The sequence below is a fragment of the Xanthomonas sp. NCPPB 4467 genome (genome assembly GCF_041475665.2).
GTDB lineage: Bacteria > Pseudomonadota > Gammaproteobacteria > Xanthomonadales > Xanthomonadaceae > Xanthomonas > Xanthomonas dyei.
In genome coordinates, this window is record NZ_CM191260.1 from 2,158,315 (window position 1) to 2,175,236 (window position 16,922).

The 16,922-nt window shown below is 65.4% G+C and carries 17 protein-coding genes; 7 read left to right on the top strand and 10 right to left on the bottom strand.

What is annotated here, in order from left to right:
* Positions 1–127 precede the first annotated feature (127 nt).
* The 10 genes from ACCQ06_RS09515 to asnS all read right to left on the bottom strand — a co-directional run bounded on the left by ACCQ06_RS09515 (position 128) and on the right by asnS (position 9,575).
* On the bottom strand, positions 128–1,495 hold the full coding sequence (locus ACCQ06_RS09515; RefSeq protein WP_316691939.1) for an FAD-dependent oxidoreductase: 1,368 nt from the start codon (positions 1,493–1,495) through the stop codon (positions 128–130).
* A gap of 169 nt (positions 1,496–1,664) precedes the next feature.
* The gene (kynU, locus tag ACCQ06_RS09520; protein ID WP_316691941.1) at positions 1,665–2,939 is read right to left on the bottom strand and encodes a kynureninase; all 1,275 of its coding nucleotides are present in this window, start codon (positions 2,937–2,939) and stop codon (positions 1,665–1,667) included.
* Between the two features lie 32 nt (positions 2,940–2,971).
* A complete protein-coding gene (locus ACCQ06_RS09525; protein WP_316691943.1) occupies positions 2,972–5,101 on the bottom strand; it encodes an FUSC family protein in 2,130 nt (709 codons plus the stop codon).
* Between the two features lie 60 nt (positions 5,102–5,161).
* Positions 5,162–5,692, bottom strand: a complete 531-nt coding sequence (locus ACCQ06_RS09530) for a 3-hydroxyanthranilate 3,4-dioxygenase (RefSeq protein ID WP_104617376.1) — start codon at positions 5,690–5,692, stop codon at positions 5,162–5,164.
* Positions 5,693–5,777: 85 nt separating this feature from the next.
* Positions 5,778–6,440: a carbonate dehydratase gene (gene can / locus ACCQ06_RS09535; RefSeq protein WP_005996458.1), complete on the bottom strand. Its 663-nt coding sequence runs from the start codon at positions 6,438–6,440 to the stop codon at positions 5,778–5,780.
* A 93-nt stretch (positions 6,441–6,533) separates the two neighbouring features.
* Entirely contained in the window at positions 6,534–7,166 is a 633-nt protein-coding gene (locus ACCQ06_RS09540) for an FMN-binding negative transcriptional regulator (RefSeq protein WP_316691947.1), read from the bottom strand.
* A gap of 1 nt (position 7,167) precedes the next feature.
* A complete protein-coding gene (locus tag ACCQ06_RS09545) occupies positions 7,168–7,503 on the bottom strand; it encodes a hypothetical protein (RefSeq protein ID WP_104617377.1) in 336 nt (111 codons plus the stop codon).
* Positions 7,500–7,805, bottom strand: coding sequence for a hypothetical protein (locus ACCQ06_RS09550; protein ID WP_104617378.1), 306 nt, complete (start codon positions 7,803–7,805; stop codon positions 7,500–7,502). The genes ACCQ06_RS09545 and ACCQ06_RS09550 overlap by 4 nt, the downstream gene beginning before the upstream one ends.
* Complete coding sequence (locus ACCQ06_RS09555) at positions 7,802–8,152, bottom strand: hypothetical protein (RefSeq protein ID WP_104617388.1); 351 nt, start codon at positions 8,150–8,152, stop codon at positions 7,802–7,804. Before ACCQ06_RS09555 ends, ACCQ06_RS09550 begins: the two co-directional genes overlap by 4 nt.
* 28 nt (positions 8,153–8,180) lie before the next feature.
* Entirely contained in the window at positions 8,181–9,575 is a 1,395-nt protein-coding gene (gene asnS, locus ACCQ06_RS09560; RefSeq protein ID WP_316691950.1) for an asparagine--tRNA ligase, read from the bottom strand.
* 187 nt (positions 9,576–9,762) lie between these two features.
* Here asnS and ACCQ06_RS09565 point away from each other — a divergent pair, with 187 nt between their 5' ends.
* The 7 genes from ACCQ06_RS09565 to ACCQ06_RS09595 all read left to right on the top strand — a co-directional run bounded on the left by ACCQ06_RS09565 (position 9,763) and on the right by ACCQ06_RS09595 (position 16,690).
* Positions 9,763–10,101: a HesB/IscA family protein gene (locus ACCQ06_RS09565; RefSeq protein WP_055844665.1), complete on the top strand. Its 339-nt coding sequence runs from the start codon at positions 9,763–9,765 to the stop codon at positions 10,099–10,101.
* A 335-nt stretch (positions 10,102–10,436) separates the two neighbouring features.
* The gene (gene rpsF / locus ACCQ06_RS09570) at positions 10,437–10,868 is read left to right on the top strand and encodes a 30S ribosomal protein S6 (protein ID WP_039411444.1); all 432 of its coding nucleotides are present in this window, start codon (positions 10,437–10,439) and stop codon (positions 10,866–10,868) included.
* Positions 10,869–10,879: 11 nt separating this feature from the next.
* Positions 10,880–11,110 (top strand): 30S ribosomal protein S18, encoded by a 231-nt coding sequence (gene rpsR / locus ACCQ06_RS09575; RefSeq protein ID WP_005991243.1) that lies wholly within the window; start codon positions 10,880–10,882, stop codon positions 11,108–11,110.
* A gap of 233 nt (positions 11,111–11,343) precedes the next feature.
* A complete protein-coding gene (gene rplI / locus ACCQ06_RS09580; protein WP_104617381.1) occupies positions 11,344–11,793 on the top strand; it encodes a 50S ribosomal protein L9 in 450 nt (149 codons plus the stop codon).
* A gap of 210 nt (positions 11,794–12,003) precedes the next feature.
* Positions 12,004–15,507, top strand: a complete 3,504-nt coding sequence (gene smc, locus ACCQ06_RS09585) for a chromosome segregation protein SMC (RefSeq protein WP_316692034.1) — start codon at positions 12,004–12,006, stop codon at positions 15,505–15,507.
* Between the two features lie 56 nt (positions 15,508–15,563).
* The gene (gene zipA, locus ACCQ06_RS09590) at positions 15,564–16,298 is read left to right on the top strand and encodes a cell division protein ZipA (RefSeq protein WP_228323437.1); all 735 of its coding nucleotides are present in this window, start codon (positions 15,564–15,566) and stop codon (positions 16,296–16,298) included.
* A gap of 8 nt (positions 16,299–16,306) precedes the next feature.
* Entirely contained in the window at positions 16,307–16,690 is a 384-nt protein-coding gene (locus ACCQ06_RS09595; RefSeq protein ID WP_104617384.1) for a hypothetical protein, read from the top strand.
* Positions 16,691–16,922: the final 232 nt, after the last annotated feature.

Genomic DNA, 16,922 nt, shown 5'->3' on the forward strand with positions numbered 1-16,922 from the left:
CAGGGCGAGCAGTCATCAGGTGGATGCGGACGTCCCTCTCAGGGCCAGCGGGTACGAATGGTCCATACCTCACCGAGCACTGGCCGCGCCCGCCTGGTGGTGAGCGCAGTCGTTGTCTTGGCCGCTCTCAGTGCGCGCCTTCCAGCGGCTCCAGACGTGCGTGCACCACCGCTTCCAGCGCTGCCCAATCGATACGCGACAGATCGCTGTGTCCGCGCGTGGCCTCGACCAGGATTTCGCGCTGGATGTCGCTGCGTGCCAACGCTATCGAATAGCGCGTGCGCAGAAAGGTCACCATCGTGTAATGCGGCACGAAGCGGGTGGGCCAGCGCGCCTGCAATTGCTGCTCGAGTTCGCGCTGCAGCAGGAAGTCGGCATCGCCGACGCGGTCGCGCATTTCCAGATAGTTTTCCAGCGCCATCTGCTGGATCGCGGCGGCATCGTCGCGGCGTGCAGCTTCGAACGCGGCGAACGCGCTGCCGATATCGTCGTGCGCGTCCATCTGCTCGGCCAATGCCACGCAATCTTCGAAGGCGCAATTCATGCCCTGGCCGTGGAACGGCACCATCGCGTGTGCGGCATCGCCGATCAGCAAGGCGCGGTTATCCAGGTGCCAGCGCTCCAGGGTGAGGGTGCCGAGCAGGCCGGGCGGATGTTCTTCCCAGTGTTCTTCGAGCTGCGGAATCAGCGGCAGCGCATCCGGAAAATCGCGTGCGAACAGCGCATGCGCTTCTTCGCCGGTGCGGGTGGTGGCAAAGCTGGGGTCGCCTGCGTTGGGCAGAAACAGGGTGACGGTGAAGGTGCCGCCATCGTTGGGCAGCGCGATGCACATGTAGCGCCCACGCGGCCAGATGTGCAGTGCATTGCGCTCGATGCGGAAGCCACCGCCGGGCAGTGGCGGGATTTCCAGTTCCTTGTACGAGTGATCCAGGAATTCGGTGCGCTCGCCCAACGGCGATTTGCGTTGCATGGCCGCGCGCAGTGCCGAGCCGGCACCGTCGCTGCCGATCAGGCTCTGGAAGTGGATCTCGTGCGGCTGATCGTCGCGGTCATCAATAAACCGCGCGTAGCCGGCGTCGAAATCGACTGTGTGCAGCCGGCGATAGAAATGCACCGACGCGCCGGCCTGTTCGGCAAGATCCAGCAAGGCGATATTCAACGCGGCACGGTGGATCGACCAGATCACTTCGCTGTCGTCGCGTCCGTAACGCTGCAGCTGCGGTTCGCCCTCGATCGGGTGCACCATGCGGCCGCGCATCATCACCGCCTTGGCCATCACCGCCTCTTCGGCACCGGCCTGACGCAATGCGTGGCGTCCGCGTTCGGCCAGCGCCAGGTTGATCGAACGGCCGGATTCATAGCCCTTGATGCGTGGGTCGCCACGCCGTTCATACACGGTGACTTGCCAGCCGCGACGCGACAGCAGGATGGCGAGCAGGCAACCGGCCAGGCCGGCGCCGATCAGGGTCAGGGAGCGAGGGGAGACGGGGCTCAATGCAATGTCCGGCAGCGGCCGGACGCGGGAGCCGGCAAAGGTGAGGAAAGAAGCAGCTGGCTATAGCGCGCCTGCGTTGCCGAAGGCGCGCTCGGAGTGTACGTGGGCGTCTGCGGGTTTCGCGCGTGCCTGCCACGTGGCCGGTGATGTTGCAGTCAGCGTGCGGCGCTCAGTCGGCGGCCCAGGTTTCCACCTGTTCCACAAAGGTGTGCAGATCGCCGAAACGGTTGTACAGCGGCACCGGCGCGATGCGGATCACGTCCGGTTCGCGCCAGTCGCCAAGCACGCCGGCTGCATGCAGATGCTCGAACAACGCGCGCCCTTGCGCGCGTCCGCCGGCCACCCGCAACGACAGCTGACAGCCGCGCTGCGCCGGCTCGGCCGGGGTGACGATCTGCAGCACCTGCGGCACGCGTGCGTGGATCAGCTGTTCCAGATGTCCGGTGAGCTGCTCGGACTTGGCGCGCAGCGCAGCCATGCCGGCTTGATCGAACAGGTCGAGCGATGCCCGCAGCGGTGCCAATGCCAGCACCGGTGGGTTGCTCAGCTGCCAGCCTTCGGCGCCGGGCGAGGGCACGAACTGCGGGTCCATGCGGAAGCGGGTCTGCTGCTCGTGTCCCCACCAGCCGGCCATGCGCGGCAGATCGCTATTGGCATGGCGCGCGTGCACGAAACAGCCGCCTACCGCACCGGGGCCGGCATTGAGATATTTGTAATGGCACCACACTGCAAAATCGACGCCATCGTCGTGCAGGGTTAGCGGGATGTTGCCGACCGCATGCGCCAGATCGAAACCCACCGCAGCGCCTTGCGCGCGTGCCAGTCGCGCAATTTCGCCCAGGTCGAAGGCCTGGCCGGTGCGGTACTGGATGCCGGGCCACAGCACCAGGGCCAGACGCGCACCGTGCGTGGCGATGGCATCGGCAATGGCCGCCATCGACAACGTGCCGTTGGGCGCATCGGCGTCCACTTCGATCAACTGCGTGGCCGGATCCAGCCCGTGCAGGCGCAACTGCGATTCCACCGCATGGCGGTCGGACGGAAATGCGCCGGCTTCGATCAGGATCGCGCCGCGCTCGAGCGTGGGGCGATAAAAGCTCGCCATCATCAGATGCAGATTGACGCTGAGGGTGTTCATCGCCACCACTTCGCCCGGTTGCGCGCCGACCACGCGCGCCAGGCCGTCGCGCACCAGCTGGTGATAGGTCAGCCATTGGGTGGGGCCGGTGAAGTGGCCTTCCACCGCAAGCGCGCCCCAGTGATCGAGCACTTCGCTCACCATCGCACGTGCCTGACGCGGTTGCAGGCCCAACGAATTGCCGACGAAATAGGTCTGATCCCGGCCATCGTGCTGCGGGAACACAAAGGCGTCGCGCAGGCTGCGCAGCGGGTCGGCGGCATCCAGCGCCACGGCGTGGGAACGGGACAGCGGGTCGGTGGTCATCGGGCTCGCATGCTTTGGATCGATACGGCAGTTTACCCGCCGGCACCTTGCGCGCCGTCATGCACCGCAGGCGCCTCGGTCGAGGCCGGTCGGGCAGGGCGCAGCAGATGGGTGAGCGTGCCGATGCTGTCGGTGACGCGGTCGATGGTGTCGGCAAGCGCGGCGGTGGTCGGCGAACCATCCGGCAGCGCGGCCAACGCGTCGGAGAGTTTGCGCTCGGCGCTGCGTAGCGTTGCCGCAGCCGGCGTGCCGCCGTTGCGCAGGCACGCGATCAGCTCGGCCAGCGCCTGGTCGGCGTCATCGGCGAAGGCGGGCAGTGCATCCAGCGACGGCAACGGGTGACCATCGCGCAGCACCGCCTCCAACAGCAGGGTGGCGCGGATCAGCCGGTTGCCGTTGGCCAGCAGCGATTCGGCCAGCTTGAGCTCGTGCAGATTGCGGCGGCTGCGTGGCTCGCCGCGCAGGCGTTCGATCGATGCCTGCGCATTGGTGCGCGCCACGCGTGCGGCGGCGCGGCTGTCGCTCAGCCGATCCATCTGGCCCAGCAGCAGGTTGTGCAGATGCTCGCGATAGGCCGTGAGCAACTGCGCCAGTGAGGCGCGGATATGCCGACGCTCGCGCGTCGGCCATAGCGCGTAGGCGATCAGCGCCAGTGCGCTGCCGGCCACGGTGGCCTGCAGCCGCGCACCGACCGCCTCACCGGGCGTCATGCCTTCGAAGGACAGCAACAGCACCAGCATGCCGGTGAGAAACGCTACGCCGATGCCGTAGTTCACCTGGGTCAACAACCGAAAACCCAGGCAGAACAGCGCCAGCAAGGCCATGCGGATACCGGCGCCATCCATCGCAAAATGGGCCAGCAGTGTGGCCACCAACAACCCGATGAAGGTGCCGGCCACGCGCAAGGCGCCAAAGCTGAACGTGCCGCCGAAATCCGGCTTGAGCACGATGGCGGTGGTCATCGGGATCCAGAAGCCATGCGGTATCTGTTGCCAGCGCTGGAACGCGATGGCCAGTGCCAGGCACACGCCGCAGCGTAGCGCATGCCGAAACGCCACCGACGACAGATCCAGGTTTGCGCGCAGCGTTGCCCAGGTCGCTGCCGGGCGCAGCGCTGCCGGCAGTTGCGCTTCGGCCAATTGCGCCTGGATTTCGCCGCGGCTGCTGGCCCAGTGCGCGTTGCGGATCAAGGCGCGCAACTGCCCGCCCAATCCCTGCGCGCGAGCCACCGCCACACGCACCAGCCGGCGCTCGCGGGTATCGGCGTTGTCGTGCTGAAACTGCGCCAGCGCGCCGACCAGATCGTCGAAACCGGTCATCGACGCATTGGCCGCTACCGGGTCCTCGCCCACCGTCATAGTGTGGGCCAGCTGCTCCAGCACGATGGCGCTGCGTTCGAGCACGCGCTCGATCGCCGGGCGCGCCTGCGAGTCGGTCAGGCGGGTGTGGGCATCGGCCAGCGACAGCAGCTCCAGCCGCACGCGGTCGCAGAGCTCGGCAATGATGCGAAAGCTCTGCACCGCGATCGCGCGCGAGCGGTGTTCGCCGTGCAGCATCACCATGGCATCGAGCACTTCCTGGGTTGCCGGCGGCGCCGCGCTGGCTTCCGGGCGTTGCCGTGCGATTGCTGCCAGCTGGCGCATCAGGTCGGCCAGCGCGAAGCGTTCCGGGCGATACCGTTGCAAGGGCCAGGCCGCCAAGGCCAGCAACACCTGCAGCAGGCCACCGGCAAAAATCAGCGCAGCCACGCCGGGCGCCTGTTCCACCGGCAGCCGCATGTCTGCACTCACCACCAGCAGGATCATGCTGGTCAGGCCGACCCGCGCCGCAACCGGGCCCAGCGCCACCAGCAGGCCACCACCCAGGCCGAGCAGCAGCCCGGCGATCACCAGGGCAGGCGTGTTGTGGCCGACCCACACGCCCAGCAAGGCCGCCAGGCCAGCGGCCAGGGCCGCCATCAGCATGCGTTGCAAGCGCGCGCGGTAGGGCCCGGGTTGATCGGAAAACATCGTGTTGAGCGCGCCGCTACACACCGCCAGGCCTGCGGCGACATGCCCGGTGGCCACACCGATCGCCAGCGGCAGTACGACCGCTGCGGTGTTGCGCAAGGCCACGCGCAGCGGCACATCGCGCGGCTTGAGGTCGATCAGTGCGCGCAGCATGCTGTGTGCTTGTGTGGGTGCGACCGGCGTGTGTATTGCATGCGCTGGCGCCAGCGCAACTCAGGCCTCGACTGCAGCATAGCGCTCCGGCGCAGGATGCAGATGCCCGCACTGCGTGCAGGTCCGCAGTGCCAGCGAGCGATAGAAGTGATCGAACACCGGCGGGAAGTCGGTTTCGATATTTTCTAGCGGAAACATCGCCTCATACAGCTTGTGATTGCACTGCGGGCAATACCACTGCAGGCCATCCTGTTCGTGCGGCAGACGTTCGCGCTCGATGACCAGGCCGATCGAACCGTCGGCGCGCTGCGGGCAATGCGGCACCTTCGGCGGCAGCAGAAAGATCTCGCCGGCGCGGATCGGGATGTCGCGTTGCATGCCCGCATCCTGCACCTTCAGGACCATCTCGCCTTCGAGCTGAAAGAACCACTCCGGGCCTTCGTCGTAGTGATAGTCGGTGCGCGCGTTGGGCCCGCCGACGATCATGATGATGAAGCCATCCTGCTGGATGCACTTGTTGCCGACAGGCGGTTTGAGCAGGTGGCGGTATTGCTCGATCCAGGCATGCAGGTTGATCGGCGGGACCAGCATCGACATTCCTCGGCGCAGAAGGTCTCCAGCATAGCCAACCGCGACGCCGATGGGCGCCGCGGTCGGTCACACATGCAGCGCCGACTCAGCGTTCGGCGTGGTCGGCCTGAATTTTCGCCAGTGCCGCGTCGTAACGTTCCTGCAGCAGGTCGGCGCGGTCGATGGACATGCCCAGATCGTGCGCATGGCCGTCGCGCAGGCTGTAGACCCAGCCATGCACGCACAGCTCCTGCCCACGCTCCCACGCATCGCGCACGATGGTGGTGCGGCAGACGTTGACCACCTGTTCCAGCACGTTGAGCTCGCACAGACGCGCATGCTGCACCGGCAGATCGCCGGCATCGTGCAGGCAGGCTTCGTGCTTGTCGGCCACATCGGTGACGTGGCGGATCCAGTTGTCGACCAGGCCCATGCGCTTCTGGGTCAGGCTGGCGAACACGCCGCCGCAGCCGTAATGGCCCACCACCAGGATGTGCTTGACCTTGAGCACGTCGACGGCGAACTGGATCACCGACAGGCAGTTCAGATCGGTATGCACCACCACATTGGCGATATTGCGATGCACGAACACTTCGCCCGGTGCCATGTCGATGATCTGATTGGCCGGCACGCGCGAGTCGGAGCAGCCGATCCACAAATATTCCGGGGTCTGCTGCGTCGACAGTTTGGAGAAGAATTCCGGATCTTCGCGACGGATACGCTCGGACCAGGCGCGGTTGTTTTCAAGTAAATGGTTGAGCTCGTTCATGCGTGCAGTATTCCAGATGACGACGGGGAGGAAGCAAGCCAGAGGTGGGCCATAAAGCGGTGGTGCAGGAACGCGAACGCAATGCCAAGGCGATCAGCTCTGGCGCGCGCGCAATGCATTGCGCATCAGTGCGGCCACGTCCTGCGCATCGCTTGAACGTTGCTGCTCCAGGGCATCGGCCACTGCTGCAACATTGCCGGCCGGATGGTTCTGGCTGAGCTTGAAGGTGAGTTCGATGCGGCTTGGCACGAAACGGAAGCCGATCAGCCCACGCAATTGCCGACGATGGCTGTCGCGCTCCATCTCGAACTGCCAGTCGCTGCCGATGCGTTGCTCGAAGTGCGTGCTCATCCGGCCGATCAAATCGCTCACCGCATCTTCATCGGCAAGCTCGGTGCATTGCCCATGCAGATGCGCGATGGCGTAATTCCAGGTCGGCACGCGCGCGGCCGCTTCCTTGTCTGGATACCAGCCCGGCGACACATAGGCGTGCGGCCCCTGCACGACGATCACCGCATCGCCCGCATGGCGCGCTTGCGGATTGGGGCGTGCCCAGTGGCCCTCGATGAGCACCTGCTGGTCGTCGCGCCGATACAGCACCGGTAGGTGCGAGATGGCTGGTTGTCCGTCGTCGCTCTGACTGATCAGGGTGACGAACGGGTCGTGCGCCAGCAGCCAGTCCAGCAGCGCCAGATCGGTCTGTGCGAACGCGCGCGGTGCGTACATCTCAGGCGCGGCCGCCCATGGTCACCACCATGCGTGCGCGCAGGTCGGCATCGTTATCGCCGCGCGGTGGCGACACCTCATGCAGCGAAAAGCCGCGCATCAGCGCATCTTCTTCGTCCAGCCCGTCCAATGCCACGAATTCGGCATCGAACAAGGCCGCGCGTGCGGTGTCTTCACTGTCGTAGGCCAACGTCTTGCCATCGCTGTCCAGCACTTCGGCAGTGCCGGCTTCCTTGATGCGCAGGCGCGCCCAGATCAGCGTACGGCCGATGGTCGCCAGCCACCACTGATCGCGGCCGTCGGAGCTGTGGGCTGCGTCGATGTCGATGATGTTCATGCCAGTACCTTGGAAAGCAGCCCGAGCAGGGCCGCCATGCCCAGGCCGAAAAAAATGGTCAGCAGCGACAGCCAGGCGGGTGTGGCCAGACCGGACAGGGCACTGTCGCGGTAGCTGCGGTAGCGGCGCGCCAACAACCAGCGCCACGCGGTCGGGCTGATGAAGGCCGGGTCGCCGAAGCTGGCCAACGCATCTGGGTGTCGGTCGCGCAGGTGCACCAGGGTCAGCGGCCAGAAGATCAGCAGCGCGGTCAGCCCGGCAACGGCGACACCGACAAAACACAGCGCGAAGAACAGGGTCATGTGCGGGGCTCGGCAGGCGGAGCGTCAAAGCGGGCAATGATCGTGATAAGACCGACGATCGCCTCGTTGAACTTGTCCAGGTCTTCGGCCGGAATCCACCACTCGGTGTGATGCGCGCCGCCGACTTTTTGAATGGCGTACTGGTCGACGAACGCGGCGAGCACATCGAACTGCGCCACATAGCCCACGCCGCTGTCCTTGACGTTCCAGCGTGATGCGATTTCTTCGGCATAGCGCTGATTGGTGACCGGATAGAAGATCGGCTGCTCCGGCAATCGCGGTGGCCAGCGTCGGAAGCCGGAGTCACGCACCAGTGCGTATTCCTCCGGCCCCAACGGGCGATACATCGTGACGGTGGCCGCCGCTGTGCTCACATCAGAACTCCGCGCTGCCCGGCGCGCGCGGGTAGGGGATCGCGTCGCGGATGTTGCTCAGCCCGCACACGTACACCACCAGGCGCTCGAAGCCCAAGCCGAAGCCGGCATGCGGCACCGAGCCGTAGCGACGGAAATCGCGATACCAGCTGTAGTGGTCCTTATCCAGACCGAACTGCGCCATGCGCGCATCCAGCACATCCAGGCGCTCTTCGCGCTGGCTGCCGCCGATGATTTCGCCGATGCCCGGCGCCAGTACGTCCATTGCCGCCACGGTCTTGCCGTCGTCGTTCAGGCGCATGTAGAACGCCTTGATGTGCTCGGGATAATTGGTCACCACCACCGGGCGGCCGATGTGCTCTTCGGTGAGCCAGCGTTCGTGCTCGGTCTGCAGGTCCAGGCCCCATTCGACCGGGAAGTCGAACGTCTTGCCCGAGTTCTGCAGCAGCTTCACCGCCTCGGTGTAATCGATCTGCTCGAACGGCGCATTGATGAAGGCCTCCAGCTTGCTGATCGCGTTCTTGTCCACGCGCTCGGCCAGGAACGCCAGATCGTCGCCGCGTTCGTCCAGCACCGCGCGGAACAGGTACTTCAGGAATTGCTCGGCCAGGCGCGCATCTTCGGCCAGATCGGCGAAAGCGATTTCCGGCTCGATCATCCAGAACTCGGCCAGGTGGCGCGTGGTGTGGCTGTTTTCTGCGCGAAACGTCGGCCCGAAGGTGTAGACCTTGCTCAGCGCCAGGCAGTACGCCTCCACGTTGAGCTGGCCGGACACGGTGAGGAAGGTTTCCTTGCCGAAGAAGTCGCGGCTGAAATCCACGTTGCCCGTGGCATCGCGCGGCAGGTTGACCATGTCCAGCGTGGAGACGCGGAACATCTGCCCGGCGCCTTCGGCATCGGAGGTGGTGATGATCGGGGTGCTGATCCAGTTGAAGCCGTTCTGGTGGAAGAAGCGGTGCACCGCCTGCGCCAGGCAGTTGCGGATGCGCGTCACCGCGCCGAACAGATTGGTGCGTGGGCGCAGATGCGCCACTTCGCGCAGGAACTCCGGCGTCATCGGCTTGGGCTGGATCGGGTAGGTCAGCGGGTCTTCGACCCAGCCCACGATTTCGACAGCGCTGGCCTGGATCTCGAACGACTGGCCCTTGCCCTGCGACTTCACCAGCACACCCTTGGCGATCAGCGAGCAGCCGCTGGTCAGGCGCTTGATCTCGTCGAAATTGGCCAGCGTGTCGTTGGCCACCACCTGGATCGGAGCGAAGCACGAGCCATCGGTCACGTTGATGAAGGCCAGTCCGGCAGATCCGCGCAGCGTGCGCACCCACCCCCGTACCGTGACTTCGCCGCCGTCGGGGAGCTTGCCCGCAAGCGCATGTTCAACGCTGACCACCGTCATGACTGTTCCTCGCCGTAGCGATCTTGAATGGCCTGCGAGTTTACTGGCTGCGACCGCGCTGGCGCGAGCGCCTGAACAGGCAGGCGACGTAGCGGCTTGCGTGCAGGCGTGGCCGGCCCCATCTGGACTGCATGCCGATCCGCCCGGTCGGCCCCTATACTTGACGCCATTGTGTTGGAGTACCCGCATGACCATCAGCCTCACCCCCGCCGCGCTGGAGCGCGTGCAGCGTTTCGTGCAGCAGACCCCGGGTGCGTTGGGTCTGCGCTTTGGCGTGACCAAGACCGGTTGCTCCGGCTGGGGCCACATCACCGACCTGGCGCGCGAGAAGCGCGACGACGATGCGGTGTTCGAGCAGGGCGGGGTGTGCATCTTTGTCGACCCGACCAGCCTGCCGCTGGTGGACGGCACCTGCATCGACTTCGGCAAGCACGGGCTGAGCGAGACCTTTACCTTCAGCAACCCCAACGCCACCGCCGAGTGCGGTTGCGGCGAAAGCTTCACCACCGAAGCCGAGCACCGCTGATCTAAAGAGTTAAGCCAAGCAGCGTCGGAGTGTTTCCTTTTCCTATCGGGAGATGCTGCCCCGAAGGAGCGGATGAGGGGACGGAGGCGAAGCCAAGCGCGGTCGAAAGTCGCCAGGGCATCGCCTCCGTACCCTCACCCCAACCCCTCTCCAGGCGGGAGAGGGGCTTTAGAGTTCCGCTCCCAGGCTAGCCGGTTGCGGCTAAGCGCTTGAACTGCCATACTTTCCTGCTTCCTGCCCGGTTCCGGGTGGGAACCCTTGCTCCACCGGCCGCTTCGCGCGGACCACCGGGGAGCTGTCCGGCCCACGTGGCCACATCCGAAAGGTAAAACAACATGAGTCGTCATTACGAAGTCGTGTTCCTGGTCCATCCGGACCAGAGCGAGCAGGTTCCGGCCATGATCGAGCGCTACAAGTCGCTGATCGAGGGCGGTAACGGCACCATCCACCGTCTGGAAGACTGGGGCCGTCGTCAGCTGGCCTACCCGATCCAGAACCTGGTGAAAGCGCATTACGTGCTGCTCAACATCGAAGTCGACCAGGCCGTGCTGAGCGAGCTGGTGGAAAGCTTCCGCTTCAACGATGCGGTGCTGCGTCACCTGGTCGTCAAGCGCGATGGCCCGGACACCGAGCAGTCGCTGATCATGAAGAGCAAGGACGAGAAGGGCGACAAGCCCGAGCGTAGCGAGCGTCGTCGTCGCGACGATGAAGAGGGCGAAGCCCCCGCTGCCACCGATACCGACGGCGACAACGCCGAAGCCGCTTAAGGAGCGCTGTCATGTCCAAGTTCTTCCGTCGTCGCAAGTTCTGCAAGTTCACCGCCGAGGGCGTCAAAGAGATCGATTACAAGGATCTCAACACCCTGCGTCAGTACCTCACCGAGAACGGCAAGATCGTGCCGAGCCGCGTGACCGGTACCAAGTCCAAGTACCAGCGTCAGCTGGCGACGGCCGTCAAGCGCTCGCGTTTCCTGGCGCTGATCCCGTACACGGACAACCACGACGTCTAATCCGAGTCGTTGATGTGAGTCCCTCACAAGAGCCCGCACGGTTTTGTGTGAGTCCCTCACAAAAGCCCGCACATCCATGTGCGGGTTATTAAAATACAGAGGCCGGTCATTCGAGATGCGGTGTTGATCGTGCTCTTGCGATTCCCAAATCCCGATTCCCGAATCCCGTCTTTTCGGACAGCAAACGTTGCGTCGGCCAAAGCGCCAGCGCTAACGAATAACGGAGCACCACCATGGATCTGATTCTTCTGCAGAAAGTGACCAACCTGGGCAACCTGGGCGACAAGGTCAGCGTCAAGCCGGGCTACGGCCGTAACTTCCTCGTGCCGCAGGGCAAGGCCGTTCCTGCCACCGCTGCCAACGTCGAAGCGTTCGAAACCAAGCGCGCCGAGTACGAAGCCAAGGCCAACACCATCCTGGCCGATGCACAGACCCGCGCCACCAAGTTCGAAGGCGCCAGCGTCACCATCGGCGCGCACGCGTCCACCGAAGGCAAGCTGTACGGCTCGGTTGGCCCGCGCGACATCGCCGAGGCGTTCACCGCCGCCGGCCTGCCGCTGGAAAAGAGCGAAGTGATCCTGGGCGAAGGCGCATTCCGCAATGTCGGCGAGTACGACGTTGTGCTGCACCTGCACGCCGATGTGGAAACCTCGGTCAAGGTCATCGTCGAATCCGACGCCTGATCCTTGCTGCATGTGTGAACCGAAGGGCGCCTTGTTAGGCGCCCTTCGTCTTTTACGGCCAGCCGCAGCGTAGCGACGGCACCGTTATACTCATGCCCCATTGTCGGTTCCACGGCCTGCAGATCTTGCCGATCAAGGGCTTGGGTGCCGGCTCCACAGGAAAAGCGCCTGCCGGCTGTGTCCGCGCGGTGCCCGGAACCCGTCCGTCCCATGCGCCTGTCCACGATCAAGCTGTCCGGTTTCAAGTCGTTCGTCGACCCGACCACGTTGCACCTGCCCACCAACATGACCGGCATCGTCGGCCCCAATGGCTGCGGCAAGTCCAACATCATCGATGCGGTGCGTTGGGTGATGGGCGAAAGCTCGGCCAGCCGGCTGCGCGGCGACTCGCTGACCGATGTGATCTTTTCCGGCTCCTCGGCGCGCAAGCCGGTGTCGCAAGCGACGGTGGAACTGATCTTCGACAACTCCGATCACACCATCACCGGCGAGTTCGCCTCGTTCAACGAGATCTCGGTCAAGCGCCTGGTCAGCCGCGACGGCAACAGCGCCTATTACCTCAACGGTACCAAGTGCCGGCGTCGCGACATCACCGATTTGTTCCTGGGGACCGGCCTGGGGCCGCGCAGCTACTCGATCATCGAGCAGGGCATGATCAGCCAGATCATCGAGGCGCGCCCGGAAGATCTGCGCGTGTATCTGGAAGAAGCCGCCGGCATTTCCAAGTACAAGGAACGCCGCAAGGAAACCGAAACCCGCATCCGCCACACCCGCGAAAACCTCGACCGCCTGGGCGACCTGCGCGAAGAGATCACCAAGCAGCTGGCGCATCTGCAGCGCCAGGCGCGTCAGGCCGAGCAATACCAGGCCTTGCAGGAAGAACGCCGGATCAAGGATGCCGAATGGAAGGCGCTGGAGTACCGCGGCCTGGACGGGCAATTGCAGGGCTTGCGCGAAAAGTTGAATCAGGAAGAAACCCGCCTGCAGCAGCTGATCGCCGACCAGCGCGATGCCGAAGCGCGGATCGAAACCGGGCGCGTGCGCCGCGAAGAAGCCGCCGACGCGGTGGCCAAGGCGCAGGCCGACGTCTACCAGGTGGGCAGCGCGCTGGCGCGCATCGAGCAGCAGATTCAGCATCAGCGCGAACTGGCGCATCGCTTGCACAAGGCGCGCGATGAGGCGCAGAGCCAGCTGCAGGAACTGACCCAGCACATCAGCGGCGACTCGGCAAAACTGGCGGTGCTGCGCGAGGCGGTGGATGCGGCCGAACCGCAGCTGGAACAGCTGCGCGAGGACCATGAATTCCGCCAGGAGTCGCTGCGCGAAGCCGAGGCGCGGCTGGCCGACTGGCAGCAGCGCTGGGAAACCCATAACCGCGACACCGGCGAAGCCTCGCGCGCCGGCGAAGTGGAGCGCACGCGTGTCGATTATCTGGACCGCCAATCGCTGGAGGCCGACCGCCGCCGCGAAGCGCTGGTCAACGAACGCGCCGGGCTGGATCTGGATGCGCTGGCCGAGGCGTTCGAGCAGATCGAGCTGCGCCATGAAACGCAAAAGGCGTCGCTGGACGGGTTGACCGAGCAGGTCGAGGCGCGCAAGCACGCATTGAGCGGTCTGCAGGAACAGCAGCGCGCCAGCCAGGGCGAGCTGGCCGAAGTGCGCAAGCAGGCGCAGGCCGCGCGCGGTCGGCTGTCGTCGCTGGAAACCCTGCAGCAGGCCGCCCTCGGCCAGGAGCAGGGTGCGGCGGTGGCGTGGCTGAAGTCGCGCGGGCTGGATTCGGCAGCGCGCGTGGGCGAGCGCATCACGGTGGAAAGCGGTTGGGAAAACACCGTCGAAAGCGCGCTGGGGCAGTTGATCGAAGGCGTGCTGGTGGAGGCGCCCGAACAGTTGGTCGACGCGTTGGGCGAGTTGGGCGAAGGCCGCATCGCGCTGGTGTCCACCGCCGCCGATGCCGCCACCTTTGCACCGACCTCATTGGCAGCGAAAGTGCAGGGGCCGATCGCGATTCGTCGTCTGCTGGCGCGGCTGCACGCCGCCGACGACCTGCAGGCCGCACGCGCGTTGCAAGCCGCGTTGCCGGAAGGCGACTCGGTGATCACCCGCAATGGCGAGCGCTTGGGCGAGGGCTGGGTGCGCGTGTCGCGCTCCGGCGCGGCCAAGCAGGGCGCCTTGCTGCGCGAGCGCGACATTCAGGAACTGCGCACGCAGATCGACACCCTGCAGGAGCGCGAAGCCGAGCTCGAACAGCGTCTTTCCAGCTTCCGCGAGCAATCGCTGGCCGCCGAACAGCAGCGCGAAGACGCGCAGCGCCAGCTGTACATGGCGCACCGCAGCGTGTCGGAACTGGCTGGTCAGTTGCAGAGCCAGCAGGGCAAGGTCGATGCGGCGCGCACGCGCATCGAGCGCATCGAAAACGAGTTGTCGCAGTTGCTGGAAACGCTGGATACCAGCCGCGAACAGGCCCGCGAGGCCCGAGCGAAACTCGAAGACGCGGTCACCCTGATGGGCGATCTGCAGGGCACGCGGCAGGCGCTGGAAGACGAACGCCGCCGGCTCACCGATGCGCGCGACCAGGCGCGCGATGCCGCGCGCGGCGTGCGCGATGCGATGCATGCGCTGGCGCTCACGCTGGAATCGCAGCGCACCCAGATCACCTCGCTCAGCCAGACCCTGGAGCGCATGGACAGCCAGCGCGGCCAGCTCGATACGCGCCTGGAAGATCTGGTGGCCCAGCTCAGCGACGGCGATTCGCCGGTGGAAACGCTGGAGCACGAACATCAGGCCGCGCTCAGCGAGCGCGTCCGCACCGAGCGCGTGCTCAGCGAGACGCGCACGTTGCTCGACAGCATCGACGGTGAGTTGCGCAGCTTCGAGCAGACCCGCCAGCAGCGCGACGAGCAGGCGCTGGCGCAGCGCGAGCGCATCAACCAGCGCAAGCTCGATCAACAGGCACTGGTGCTCAACGCCGAGCAGTTGTCTGCTGCGGTGGTCAAGGCCGGCTTCGTGCTCGAAGACGTGGTCAACGGCCTGTCCGAGTCCGCCAACGTGGCCGAATGGGAAGCGGCGGTGAACCAGATCGACGGGCGCATGCGGCGCCTGGAGCCGGTGAATCTGGCTGCGATCCAGGAGTACGGCGAGGCCGCGCAGCGCTCGGAATATCTGGACGCGCAGAACCTGGACCTCAATACCGCACTGGAAACGTTGGAAGACGCCATCCGCAAGATCGACCGCGAAACCCGCGGCCGCTTCAAGGACACCTTCGATCGCGTCAACTCCGGCGTGCAGGCGCTGTATCCGCGCCTGTTCGGCGGTGGGCACGCGTATCTGGAACTCACCGGCGAAGACCTGCTCGACACCGGCGTGACCATCATGGCGCGCCCGCCGGGCAAGCGCGTGTCCAGCATTTCGCTGCTGTCCGGTGGCGAAAAGGCGATGACTGCCGTGGCGCTGGTGTTTGCGATCTTCCAGCTCAATCCCGCGCCGTTCTGCCTGCTGGACGAGGTGGACGCGCCACTGGACGAAGCCAATGTCGGCCGCCTGGCCAACATGGTGCGCGAGATGAGCGAGAAGGTGCAGTTCCTGTTCGTCAGCCATAACAAGGCGACCATGGAAGCGGCGCGCCAGTTGTCGGGCGTGACCATGCGCGAGCCGGGCGTCAGCCGTCTGGTCAGCGTGGACCTGGAAGAGGCGGCACGTTTGGCGGGTGCGGCATGACGTGCCATGCTTGTTGGAATATCGACACCTGTCACTCTTATGCGGAGGCACGCTGAATGTCCGACATGGCCATGATCCGGATCGGGATCCTGATCGCGGGATTGCTGCTGGTCGCTGCAATTTTTCTGTTCGGCCGCCCGAAGAAATCGCCGCAGGGGCGTCGCGTCGACAAGGACGACGGCCAACCGCGCGAACGCCGCGAGCCGGTGATTTCCGGCGATGCGGGGATTGACGCAGACCCATTCGCGCGCAGCGAAGGCAGCGCCGAACAGAGCGAGCTCAACCTGGACGACCAGGATGCGGCCGGCGGCAACGACGTCGGCAAGCGCCCCAATCAGGACTTCGACAAGATCGTGTCGCTGTTCGTGGCGGCCAAGGCCGGCCAGATCCTGCGTGGCGAAGACGTGGTGGTTGCCGCGGAAAAAACCGGCCTGGTGTTCGGCCACATGAATGTGTTCCACCGCCTGGTGGAAGGGCACCCGGAGCGTGGGCCGATCTTCAGCATGGCCAGCATCCTCAAGCCGGGGAGCTTCGATATGGCCAACATCCGCGAGATGCAGACCCCGGCGATTGCGTTCTTCCTGACCCTGCCGGCGCCGATGACCGCGCTGGATGCCTGGGAAAAGATGCTGCCGACCGTGCAGCGCATGGCCGAGTTGCTGGATGGCGTGGTGCTGGACGACAGCCGCAATGCGCTGGGTCGCCAGCGCGTGGCGCATATCCGCGACGAACTACGTGCCTACGATCGTCAGCATCAGGCACCGCCGCTGACCAAGTCCCCGCGCTGGTGAGTTGAGCGATGTTGAGTCTGCAGGGCGTGTTGGCAGTGGCATTGCTGCTGGTGCTGTGGGCGATTCTGGCAATGCCGCTGTTGTGGATCTTTTCGTTGATCACCGCGCGCCTGCGCAAACGCCCGCGCAACTCGCCGTGGGTGGTGGGCAGTTTTGCTGCTGCCATCACCCTGCTGGTCGCGCCAGTGCCGACGCCCTTCATCAGCGTATTCCTGCCGCATGCGATCGCGCTGTTGGATCGCCGTTACTACGCGCACATCCTGCAAGGCCCGCCGATGCTGCGCGAGTTGTTGCTGTGGAATGCAGGCTCGATGGGGCTGACCTTCGTCATCAGCTATCTGTGGATACGGCGCACGCTGCGCACACCGCAGCGCGACGCGTTGGAGCAGTAGCTAGTCTCTCGACGGGGCGATAAGACGCCGCTTGCGCGCCATCGGCGCGCGTGCCTTCGGGCGCGCGCGGCACAAGCGCGAGCCAGAGTTGGAGGGTACGGAAGGCGAGGCAGCAGAGCAGTCGGTGCTGCATGTCTGACAGCGCGTGGCGACGCGTTTGTCATGGCAGGTGGTGGCTGATCTCCGCGGGGCACCTTCTCCCCCATAAAGGCAGACAATGCCCCGAGGGGAG